This is a genomic window from Myxococcus vastator, assembly GCF_010894475.1.
GTDB lineage: Bacteria > Myxococcota > Myxococcia > Myxococcales > Myxococcaceae > Myxococcus > Myxococcus vastator.
This window is the reverse complement of record NZ_JAAIYB010000305.1, coordinates 1-10,520: the sequence shown is the minus strand read 5'-3', so window position 1 is coordinate 10,520 and position 10,520 is coordinate 1. Positions and strand designations below refer to the sequence as shown.

At 72.9% G+C, this 10,520-nt stretch carries 10 protein-coding genes; 5 read left to right on the top strand and 5 right to left on the bottom strand.

The genetic code is table 11. The features are described from left to right. The 4 genes from G4D87_RS25680 to G4D87_RS25665 all read left to right on the top strand — a co-directional run. Window positions 1–497, top strand: a 497-nt coding sequence (locus G4D87_RS25680) for a glycosyltransferase (RefSeq protein ID WP_163784904.1), incomplete at its 5' end; no start/stop codon positions are given. Further along, entirely contained in the window at window positions 494–1,630 is a 1,137-nt protein-coding gene (locus G4D87_RS25675; RefSeq protein WP_163784902.1) for a glycosyltransferase family 4 protein, read from the top strand. The genes G4D87_RS25680 and G4D87_RS25675, both read left to right, overlap by 4 nt. After that, window positions 1,627–3,087 carry an O-antigen ligase family protein gene (locus tag G4D87_RS25670; protein WP_163784899.1) on the top strand — a complete coding sequence of 487 codons (1,461 nt, stop codon included), beginning with the start codon at window positions 1,627–1,629 and terminating at the stop codon, window positions 3,085–3,087. Before G4D87_RS25675 ends, G4D87_RS25670 begins: the two co-directional genes overlap by 4 nt. Continuing rightward, complete coding sequence (locus G4D87_RS25665) at window positions 3,056–4,198, top strand: glycosyltransferase family 4 protein (RefSeq protein WP_163784898.1); 1,143 nt, start codon at window positions 3,056–3,058, stop codon at window positions 4,196–4,198. The genes G4D87_RS25670 and G4D87_RS25665 overlap by 32 nt, the downstream gene beginning before the upstream one ends. Window positions 4,199–4,211: 13 nt before the next feature. On the opposite strand, the gene G4D87_RS25660 is transcribed toward G4D87_RS25665, so the two are convergent. The 5 genes from G4D87_RS25660 to G4D87_RS25640 form a co-directional block, all read right to left on the bottom strand. Continuing rightward, on the bottom strand, window positions 4,212–5,363 hold the full coding sequence (locus G4D87_RS25660) for a glycosyltransferase family 4 protein (protein WP_163784895.1): 1,152 nt from the start codon (window positions 5,361–5,363) through the stop codon (window positions 4,212–4,214). Then, window positions 5,360–6,619, bottom strand: a complete 1,260-nt coding sequence (locus G4D87_RS25655) for a glycosyltransferase family 4 protein (RefSeq protein WP_163784894.1) — start codon at window positions 6,617–6,619, stop codon at window positions 5,360–5,362. The genes G4D87_RS25660 and G4D87_RS25655 overlap by 4 nt, the downstream gene beginning before the upstream one ends. 163 nt (window positions 6,620–6,782) lie before the next feature. Beyond that, window positions 6,783–7,946 (bottom strand): glycosyltransferase family 4 protein, encoded by a 1,164-nt coding sequence (locus G4D87_RS25650; RefSeq protein ID WP_163784892.1) that lies wholly within the window; start codon window positions 7,944–7,946, stop codon window positions 6,783–6,785. Next, complete coding sequence (locus G4D87_RS25645) at window positions 7,943–9,091, bottom strand: glycosyltransferase family 4 protein (protein WP_163784890.1); 1,149 nt, start codon at window positions 9,089–9,091, stop codon at window positions 7,943–7,945. Before G4D87_RS25645 ends, G4D87_RS25650 begins: the two co-directional genes overlap by 4 nt. 9 nt (window positions 9,092–9,100) lie before the next feature. Further along, complete coding sequence (locus tag G4D87_RS25640; RefSeq protein WP_163784887.1) at window positions 9,101–9,769, bottom strand: class I SAM-dependent methyltransferase; 669 nt, start codon at window positions 9,767–9,769, stop codon at window positions 9,101–9,103. A 168-nt stretch (window positions 9,770–9,937) separates the two neighbouring features. Here G4D87_RS25640 and G4D87_RS25635 point away from each other — a divergent pair. After that, window positions 9,938–10,520, top strand: a 583-nt coding sequence (locus G4D87_RS25635; protein WP_163784885.1) for an oligosaccharide flippase family protein, incomplete at its 3' end; no start/stop codon positions are given.

The window sequence follows — 10,520 nt, the reverse complement described above, 5'->3', positions numbered from 1 at the left end:
GGCAGGGGCCGCTGGAGGCGGAGGCCCGACGCCGGGCGCGCGCGCTGGGCGTCGCGGACCGGGTGACGTGGGCGGGCTATCTGCCTCCGGATGCGCTGGTCGGCGCGCTCCACGCGGCCACCGCGCTCTGGTTCTGCGGCAACGCCCGCAGCGAGGCGTATGGGCTGTCGCAGGTGGAGGCCATGGCCAGCGGGCTGCCCGTGCTGAACACGGCGATTGCGCACTCGGGCGTCGCGTGGGTGAGCCTGCATGAGCAGACGGGGCTGACGGTGCCGGTCGGCGACGCGGCGGCGCTGGCGGCGGCGGCGCGGCGGCTCGTGGAGGAGCCCGGGCTGGCGCGGCGGCTGGGGCGTGAGGCGCGGGCGCGGGCGGTGGCGGAGTTCCGGCATGACGTCATGGCCTGGCGCAGCTTGTCGCTGTACGCGGAGGCGCTGGGCCGGCCCGCGCCGGGGATGGCGCCCGACGTGGTGCCTCAGCGCCTGGCGGGGAGTGCATGAGCCGCCCCCTGTGCGTGCTGCACCTCTCCAGCGGCAACCTCTACGGCGGCATCGAGACGCTGCTGCACACGGTGGCGCGCGAGCAGGGCCGCCACCCGCCGCTGTCGCACGCCTTCGCGCTCTGCTTCGAGGGCCGGCTGGCGGAAGAGCTGCGTGACGCTGGCGCGGAGCTGCACCTGCTGGGCCCCGTGCGGACCCGCCGTCCCTGGTCCGTGTGGCGCGCGCGGAGTGTGCTGCGTGCGCTGCTGCGCTCGGGGCGCTTTGACGCGGTCATCTGCCATTCCCTCTGGCCCCAGGCGTTGTTCGGGCCGGCGGTTCGCGCGGTGGGCGTTCCCCTGGTCCTCTTCCAGCATGACGCGCTTTCCGGCCGGCACTGGTTGGACCGGTGGGCACGCGTCACGCCGCCCGACCTGGTGCTGGCCAACAGTCGCTTCACCGCGGGCACGCTGGTGTCCGTCTATCCCCAGGTGCCCTGGCGCGTGACGCACTGTCCGTTGCCCCTGCCGCCGCCCAAGCTGGAGGCGTCCGAGCGCGCGCGCGTGCGCGAGGAGCTGGGGGCCGCCGAAGGGGACGTCGTCGTCTTCCACGCCAGCCGCATCCAGGAGCGGAAGGGCCAGCGCTTGTTGCTGGAGGCGTTGGGCCGGCTGCGGGCGGTGCCGGGCTGGCGCGCCTGGTTCGCTGGCGGCGCGCAGCGTCCGGATGAGGAAGCCTATCTGGAGGGGCTGCGAGCGCAGGCGAAGCACCTGGGCATCGAGGGGCGGCTGCGGTTCTTGGGGCAGCGCTCGGACGTGTCGCGGCTGCTGCGCGCCGCGGACATCCACTGCCATCCCAACTTGCTGCCAGAGGCATTCGGTCTGGTCTTCGTGGAGGCGCTCCAGGCGGGCCTGCCCGTGGTGACCACGCCGATGGGGGGCGCGCTGGAAATCGTGGATGCCTCCTGCGGGGTGTTCGTCCACCCAGAGCCGGAGTCACTGGCCCTGGCCCTGGGGCGGCTCATCGAGGACCCCCAGACGCGTGTCCGGCTGGGCGCGGCGGGGCCCGCGCGTGCCGCGGCGCTGAGCGATGCGGGAGGCTTCCTCCGCGGAATGGAGGAGGCGCTGCGCGCGCTGGCCGGACAGGCGGTGCCGGTGTGAGGGCCCCCCAGCTCCAGGGCCCTGGCGTGCTGAAGCGCCGGTACGTGCGCCGCGCACCAGGGGGCGTGCTGGAGGCGGCTCTGGAGGGGACCGCACTCACGCCGCCCGCCGCTCGAGGTGCGCGCATGGACGGTGGCCTGCTGGCATCAGGCCGGCTGGTGCCGCTCTTCGTCGGTCTGCTCATCTGCTGCCAGCTCGCGCTGCTGGTGGAGGCCATCGCGCCGCTCCGGGTGGCGGTGCGTGTGCTGGCCTTCGGCGTCAGCCTGGCGCTGCTGGCGTTGGTGCGGGGACGGAGCCTGAAGCACCCGGCGCTTCCCTTCGTCCTGGCCGCGCTGGGCGTCACCGCGCTCCAGTTCTTCAATCCTGGCACCGGTGCCCCGCTGGCGGCGCTGGCGCAGTTGGCCATCCAACTCGCCATCGCCGCGCCGCTGCTGTGGGTGACCCGGCTGGCCATCGACCCGAAGACGTTCCGTCGCACGCTCGCGCTGCTCTTCTTCTTCAACGCGGCCAGCGCGGGCGTGGGCGTGCTGCAGGTCTACTTCCCCGGCCGCTTCCAGCCCGCGCTGTCGTCCGCGGTGCAGGGCCAGGGCGAAGGTTATGTGAGCAGCCTCCAGTTCGAGACCGCGGACGGCGTGCGCGTGTTCCGGCCCATGGGCCTGACGGACATCCCGGGCGGCGCCTCCACTGGCGGCTTCTACGCGGTGCTGCTGGGCGGCGGCTTCCTGCTGTCGTCCCGGCGTGGGCTGACGCGCGCGCTGAGCGTGGGCGGCATCCTGGTGGGGCTCTTCGGCATCTACCTGTCCCAGGTGCGCGCCACCGCCGTCATGCTGGTGGTGTGTCTGGTGGCCCTGGCCGGCGTGCTGCTGCTGAGTGGCCGCGTGGGGCGGTTCCTGACGCTGCTGGCGGTGGTGGGCACCGCGGGCGTGGCCACCTTCGGTTGGGCCGTGGCGGTGGGCGGCGACACGGTGATGAAGCGCTGGTCCTCGCTCTTCGAGTCGAGCCCCGATGAGGTGTACCACCGCAACCGCGGCTACTTCCTGACGGGCACCTTCGTGGACGTGCTGCCTGAGTATCCGCTGGGCGCGGGCCTGGGCCGCTACGGCATGATGAATGCCTACTTCGGCGACAACAGCGACCGCGAGCGCCCGTCGTTGTGGGCGGAAATCCAGTGGACGGCCTGGGTCTACGACGGCGGCATCCTGGGCGTGCTGCTCTACCCGCTGGGCCTGCTGATGTCGTTGGGGTGGGCCTTCCAGGTCGCCCGCAGCCGGGATGGTCCGCAGAGTGAGTTCTGGCTGTGGGGCAGCGTCCTCTTCGCATACAACCTGGGCGCCCTGGCGCTCACCTTCAGCTATCCGTTCTTCATGAGCCAGACGGGCATGGAGTTCTGGTTGCTCAACGCGGCGCTCTTCGGCGCCCTGTCCCATGCGAAGACCGTACACGCTCATCGCCGGTGACTTCGTCGACACCGGCGGCATGGACCGGGCGAACCTGGCGCTGGCGCTCTGGCTGGCGAAGCAGGGGCACCCCGTGCGGCTGGTGGCACACCGGGTGGCGGACGTCCTGCTGCGCCACCCCAAGGTGCGCTTCGTGCGCGTGCCCAAGCCCGCCAATGCCTATCTGCTCGGCGAGCCGATACTGAGCGCCGTGGGGCGCGCCTGGGCGCTGCGCACCCGTGCCGAGGGCGGGCGTGTCGTGGCCAATGGTGGCAACTGCCCGGTGGCCTCGGCCAATTGGGTCCACTACGTCCACGGCGCTTATGCCTCCGAGCTCACGGGCGGCGTGCTGCGCCAGCTCAAGGGCCACGTGAGTCACCGGTACTACGTGCGCTCGGAGCGGCAGGCGCTGCGGCGCGCGCGCGTCATCATCGCCAACTCGGAGCGCACGCGGGAGGACGTGGTGGCGGCCACGGGCGTCGCGGCGTCCCGCGTGCGCGTCATCTACCTCGGTGGGGATGTGGCGCGCTTTCGCCCCGCCTCACCCGAGGCGCGGCGCGCGGCCCGCGCGGCCCTGGGCTGGCCGGAGTCCCGGCCCGTGGCCCTCTTCGTGGGCGCGTTGGGGGACCGCCGCAAGGGCTTCGACACCCTCTTCCAGGCCTGGGCGCGGCTGTGCGCACGGCCGGACTGGGGCGTGGACCTCAAGGTGGTGGGCTCGGGGGCGGAGCGCGAGGCGTGGGAGCGCGAAGCGGCGGCCAGGGGGCTGGGGCCGCGCATCCAGTTCCTCGGCTTCCGTGACGACGTGCCGCTGCTGCTGTCGGCCGCGGACGTGCTGGTGTCACCCACGCGCTATGATGCGTATGGGCTGAACGTCCACGAGGCGCTGTGCGCCGGGCTGCCCGCGCTGGTGAGCCGCTCGGCGGGCGTGGCGGAGCGCTACCCGGAGACGCTGGCGGGCCTGCTGCTGGACGCGCCGGATGACGTGGAGGCGTTGGTGCGGCGCCTGGAGGCCTGGCGCGAGCACGCGGAGGCCTGGGCGCCCCATGTGGCCGCGCTGTCGGAGACGCTCCGGGCGGGGACGTGGGACACCATGGCCCAGGCCATCGTGGACGTGGTGGAGCGCGAGGGCTGAGGCGCCTGCCTCGCTAGCCGCGCCGCTCCAGCACCTCGGTGAAGAAGTCCAGGTGGGCCTTGGCCACCACCGGCCACGAGAAGCGGGAGACGGCGCGCTCTCGTCCCCGGAGGGCCAGCTCCGCTCTGCGCTGGGGGCTCTCCAGCAGGCTCGCGAGCGCCTGCGTCCAGGCGGACACGGACGCCTCCGGCAGCACGAGGCCCGCGTCGCCCATGGTGCGTGGCACCTCTCCCGAGTCACTGCCGAGCACGGGGACGCCACACGCGAAGCCCTCCGCCAGCATGCGGCCGAACTGCTCCCTCCACCTGGGCGTCGTCTGACTGGGAGCGCAGAGCGCCTCCATGGCGTTGAGCGCGCGTGGCACGCCCGAGTGTGGAACGCCAGTGAGGACGCGCACCGCGTCTCCATGTCGCGCCGCCCAGGCACGCAGGACGCCTTCCATGGGGCCACCGCCCACGAAGAGCGCGCGCCAGGGCGTGTCGAGCGCGTCCAGCGCGTCCATCAGCAGGGAGACGCCCTTCTCCGGGACGAAGCGGCCGAGAAACCCCACCACGGGCGGGCCCGACGTCTCCCAGCCGAGCTCGCGCCGCAAGGACTCGCCCGCGGCGCGATTGGGATGGAACAGGTCCACGTCCACGCCCATGGGAATGGCGCGCGAGGGACGCTCCGCATAGCCAGGCCGGGTGAGGAGGTTGTCTCGCACGCTTTCACCCCACGCCACCCAGCCCGCGGACCGCTGGACCACGAAGCGCTCCGCCTGGGCGAAGGGCGGCGGGTAACGCTTGGGCAGGTTCTGCGCGGTGCAGAAGACGAGCGGGACCCGACGCGGCGTGAGCAGCGCCAACTCCACGCCGGCCAGCACGTAGGGCTCCTCCCAGACATGCACCAGGTCCGCGCCGCGCGCGAGGTGGGCGCGCACCTCCGGCCCGTAGAGGAAGGCGTGGAGCGAGCGGCTGAAGAACGCGCGCACGGCTTCCGTCCTGGCGGGCTCGTCCGCTTCGAGCCGCAAGGCGAGCGGGCTCAGGTCGCCGTGGAAGAAGCGGGGCGCCACCGTGGTGACGTCCCAGTCACCCGCGCCCACGCGCGCCATCTCGTTGGCGAGGCGCCGGTTGAGGCCGACGACGTAGGAGTGGGAGAGCGTGATGAGCCGGCGTGACCGCTTCAAGGGATGGGGACTCCACGGCCTTCAGGGAAGGGAGTGCTCCGCGCGAGCGCTCGATACAGGGTGAGCACCTCGCTGGCATAGCGTTCACGTGAGAACCGCGCCGCCGCGGTGCCGCGCGCGGCCGTGCCCAGCCGTGCTCGCAACGCCGAGTCCTCCAGCAGGGCGCGCATCGCCTGGACCAGCGCGTGGACGTCGCCCGGAGGTATCAGCAGCGCATCCACGCCGTTCGTGAGCACCTCCGCCGCGCCGCTCGCGCTGGAGACGACGGCGGGCCGCCCGCAGGCGAGCGCCTCCGCGATGGTGAGTCCGAAGGGCTCCCGGCGGGTGCTGGCGTGGACGAAGACGTCCAGGGCCCGGTACACGGAGGCGGGATGGGACTGGAACGGCACCAGGCCCACGCGCTCAGACAGCCCTCGCGAAGCGATGAGCCTGCGCAGCTCGTCCTCGGAGAACTGCGAGCCGGGCGTCTGGTACAGCGGCGCGCCCACCAGGTAGAAGCGCACGGGCAGGGCGGGGTGCAGGCGCGTCAGCGTCGCCGCGGCTTCGAGGAAGACATCCTGCCCCTTCCAGCGGGCATACGTGGACACCAGCCCCACGCGGAGGGTGCCGTCGGGGGCCACGGGCAGCCTGGCCAGCAGGTCCAGGTTCGCGCCGTCCGCGCGCCCGGGGGAGAAGTGCGCGGTGTCCACGCCGTTGTAGACGACGTGCACGGGCACCCGGAACAGCACGTCGCGCGTGTCGTCGCCCACCGCCCGCGAGTTGGCGATGGCCGCCGACGCGAGCGGCGACAGGAGCCTCAGCGCGCGGCGCACCAGGGGCCGCTCGCCCAGGAAGTCATGGATGTGCCACACCCGCTTCAGGGGCAGCCCGGCGGTGGCGGCGCTGAGCAGGTGCGTCTTGATGCCGTTGGAATGCACCAGGTCGGGGCCTACCTCGGCCACGTCGCGACGGAGCGCGCGCCCATGGTCCGCGAGGTGGCCGGGCGCGGGTGCCAGGCGGCGGGCGAAGCGCAGCGCCTCCAGCGGACCGTGTCCTCGGAGCGCGCTGTCACCCAGGGTGGACAGTTGCTCCGGCAGCGGCAGCAGCCGCGCGTCCACGCCCAGGGCGCGCGCCTCGTCGAGCAGCGGCCCCGCCGTCCCCGCCAGCAGGTGGAGTGACAGCGTCGCGTCCTGCTGCTTCAGACACGCCATCAAATCCAGGAGCGCGCGTTCGGCTCCGCCAAGAATGCCCACGGGATTGAGGAAGAGGACGCGCACGGCGGAGGGACCGAAGCAAACACCTCCTCCCGGGTCAAGGCGCGTTGCCAGGGCTTGAGGCACAGGCAACGCCGCTGCGCCCTGTGTTCGCGCGGGGACCCCGGGCATGTCCGAAACGCCGCGAGCGGACGGAGCGCTCCGGGTTGGGTGGGGCCCGCTGACCTCACCGCGTGGAGGTGTCCAGCAGCCGCAGGTAGGCGTCCAGCACCGTGCGGGCGTGCGCGGCCCAGGTGAAGCGCGCGGCGCGTGACAGCCGTGCCTCGCGCGAGGGCTGCGCGCCGCGTCCGGTGAGCAGCGACGTCACGGACTCCACCCAGGCGGGCACGTCACCCACGGGGCAGTAGGTGCAGGCTTCTGCTCCGACCTCCCGGAGCACGGGCAGGTCACTGGCCACCACGGGCGCGCCACAGGCCAGCGCCTCGATGACGGGGAGGCCAAAGCCCTCCGCCTCGCTCGTCACCAGCACGGCCGCCGCGTGCCGGTAGAGGCCCGCGAGCGTGGCCCGCTCCTGCCGAGGCGGCTGAAGCAACGCATCGCCAATGCCCAGCGCCGCCACCTGCGCGCGCTGTGTGTCGTTCAGCGCACCCCCCTGCTGAACCAATCGGAGCTCCGGGGCGCGCGCCCGAAGCGCCGCGAACACGGCGAAGAGCACGTCAAGGCGTTTGCGAGGAATCGCGCTGCCGACGTGGAGCAGGTAGGGCCGGCCCCCCAGCGGTGAGAGCACGGTTTCGCGGGTATCGGGCGTTCCAGGCGTGGGCTCCGCGCGGTACTCGGGCGATACGCCATATGGCGCCCAGACGAGCCGCGACTCCGGCACCACGCCGTGCGCGAGCAGCTCCGCGCGCACCGCCTGGGTGCTGTGGAACACGATGGCCGAGCGCTCCAGTCCCGCGAGCTGGGCGCGGGCCATGGCGCGGAACCACGCGGGGCGCGGCTCGCGGCGGGGTTCCAACACGGAGCGGAACGCATCCAGGTCATGGCAGTAGACACCGGTGCGCGCCGCGGGCAGCGCGTGGACGAGCTGCGCGTAGGTGTGGTCCACGACGTGGAAGGCGTCGTACTGGCCCCGGGTGAACAGCGCACGGCCCGGGTAGAGGCCGAAGCGGGTGAGGAGCCGGTCCGCGTTGAACGCCGCGTCGCGCGCGCCGACGCGGGGAAGTCGCCGCAGCACCGCGGGCATGACGGGCCGAACGGCCGTCGCGTGGACCTCGGAGGGATGCGCGGCCAGCCCCTCCAGGAGGGCCTCGCCCACCAGGTCCATGCTGGGCCAGCCCTCCTCGCGCGGGTCCATCAGCAGCGCCAGCCGCGCCGGAAGGCGGGACGTCATGGCGGGCCGGCGCGCAGCAGCGCTTCCACCGTGCGCTCCAGCGAGAAGTGCTCGCGGTAGATTCGGGCCGCGTGCTGGCCCAGCTTTCGCCGCGTGTCCGCGCGCGCCAGCAAGGCCTCGGCGCGCTCCACCAACCCAGCGGGCGCCGTGCCTTCGGACAAGGCGACGGCGCCGTGCTCGCGCCACAGGGGCTCCGTGAGGTTCCCGGTGTTCGTGACGACGGGGAGCCCCAGGGCCAGCCCCGCCATGAGCGTGGTGCGCCGCGTGCTCACGCCGTCTGGATAGGGCTGCAGGAGCACGTCACACGTCGCCAGGTGCACCGCGACCTCGTCCAGCATGAGCGAGTCCCTGCCCACGAGCCGGCCTCGCAGCTCGGGATGGCGCGTCTCCACGCCTTCGACGAAGGCACGGCTGCCTCTGCCCAGCATCAACGCCCGGCGCGCTCCCTCGTCGCGCAGCAACGGCACCAGCGCGGCCTCCAGGGGCTCCGCGGTGAGACGCCCGAAGGTGCCGAAGTGTCCCAGCCAGGGCCCCTCACCCAGCTCCGCGCGGAGCGCGTCCACGGCGCTGCTGGCGACGGTGACGGGCAGATTGCTGGGAACCGGTAGCCAGGCCGCATGGGGCCGGACGCGAGCGGGCAGGTGCTCCGCCCACTGAGGAATGGACAGGAAGACGCGGTCCGCGGCGCTCGCCACCAGGTGCAGCATCAGCCGCGTGGCGCCCGCCAGGACGTGGTGGCGCCAGGGGGCGCGCGGGCTCCACGGATGCACCGCCTCGTGGATGTAGACCCAGCGCGCGTCGTGCCGCCGCGCGGCGAACCACGCGCAGAAGGGGACGTTCATCGCCCGCAGCCCCAGGGCATGGGGGACGTACTGGAGCAGCAGGCGCCGGGGCCCAGGGCACGCATCCAGCCCGCGCGACAGGCCGGGCAGCCCGCCAGGCGTCAGGAGTCCGGGCACGCGGTGCACGGTGACGCCGTCCTCGTCGCGGACACCGCCTTCTCCGGGCGCCCAGACGTGGACCTCCTGCCCGGTGCCCGCCAGCGCGCGGCTCAGTTGCCGGGTGTAGTCACCGACGCCGCCGGGCCGCGGCGGGTATTCGCCGGTGAGGACGTGCCACGCGGGCGCGGTGCGCGAAGGAGGCATGGCGCGGCGTCAGGACACGTCCATGTCGCGGATGGCGAGGAGCTGGAAGGCGTGACGGGGCCAGCGCGTGGCGAAGGGCTCGGTGAGGATGGACAGGCGGCTGCCCAGGCGGAGGGGCCGGATGCTCGGCAGCGCGTAGTCACCGCGCAGGGGCTTCCAGCCGCTCATGCCGGTGACGCGGTAGCCGCGCAGCTCGAAGTCGTAGACCTCCCAGCCGGAGCGGTGCAGTTGGTGGACGTTGTCGTCCCACTCGTCCTGGGGCAGGAAGCCATTGGGCGTGAAGATGATGACGCGCTTGCGCGCCAGCGACTCCATCATCTCCAGCAGCCGGAAGCCGTCTGGCTTGTCGAAGTGCTCGATGACGTCCAGCGCGACGACGGCGTCGAAGCTCTTCGGACCGAAGCGCCGGCCCGCTTCCATCAGGTCCATGCAGTGGTACTCGCGGTGGATGCCCGCGGCCCGGCTGCGCTCGATGCTGGCGGGGTGGCCATCCACGCCCACCGTGTGCGGCAGCAGGTGCGAGAAGCTGTGGAGCGGCGAGCGCGAGCCACAGCCGATGTCCAGCACGCTGTCACAGGTGCCCACCAGCGCCTCCTTCAAGGTGCGGTGCAGCACCTCGTGCTCGCCCACGAGGACTTCGCGCTTCAGGAACTGGAGGATGTTTCCACCGGGGCGCATGTGGGCGGACCGTAGCCCTGGCGCTTCGGGAAGGGCAACCCTGGCGCGGCGCCCAGGCAGGCGAGCCGGGCCTCCCTCCGTGCGGGCAACGCGCGTTGCTTGTAGGCCCTGGGCGCTGTCGGTAGCATTTCCCCTGCCCATGCCGCCCGGAGCGGGCCGCCCCGCCCCATGAACGCGACCGCAGCGCCTGAAGCCACCTCCGTCGAAGTGAAGGCGCGTGCCCTGAAGGGCATGTTCGTCCTGGCAGCCCGGACCGTGGCGTCCCAGGGGCTGCGCGTGGTGAGCGCGCTGTTCCTGTCCCGGCTGCTCTTCCCGTCGGACTACGGTCTGTTCGGAATCGTGTCCTACGCGGCCTCCCTGGGCGTGTTCCTGGGCGACCTGGGCCTGAGCGCGGCGCTGGTCCGCCAGCCGCACGAGCCCACGCGGGATGAGACCTTCACCATCTTCTGGTGCCACCAGGCGCTCACCGCCGTCGTGGTGGCCTCCGTCTGTCTGTTGGCCCCTCAACTGACGCGAGGCTACGCGCTGGGAGACGGCGCGGTGCCCATGGTGTGGGCGCTGGCGCTGGGCCTGTTCCTGTCCTCGCTGCGCGTGATTCCGCTGATGGCGCTGGAGCGCCAGCTGGCCTTTTCCATCATCGCCCGCGCGGAGTTGATTGAGAACGTGGCGCAGGTCATCACCACCATCTGCCTGGCGGCGCTGGGCTTCGGCGCCTGGGCGTTGGCGCTGGGCGGGCTGGTGCGCGGCGGGG

Bases quoted from the DNA above. Each gene is read 5' to 3' on its own strand.
- G4D87_RS25675 (WP_163784902.1), top strand. From the start codon at position 494: ATGAGCCGCCCCCTGTGCGTGCTGCACCTCTCCAGCGGCAACCTCTAC.
- G4D87_RS25665 (WP_163784898.1), top strand. From the start codon at position 3,056: ATGCGAAGACCGTACACGCTCATCGCCGGTGACTTCGTCGACACCGGC.
- G4D87_RS25650 (WP_163784892.1), bottom strand. From the start codon at position 7,946: ATGACGTCCCGCCTTCCGGCGCGGCTGGCGCTGCTGATGGACCCGCGC.
- G4D87_RS25645 (WP_163784890.1), bottom strand. From the start codon at position 9,091: ATGCCTCCTTCGCGCACCGCGCCCGCGTGGCACGTCCTCACCGGCGAA.
- G4D87_RS25640 (WP_163784887.1), bottom strand. From the start codon at position 9,769: ATGCGCCCCGGTGGAAACATCCTCCAGTTCCTGAAGCGCGAAGTCCTC.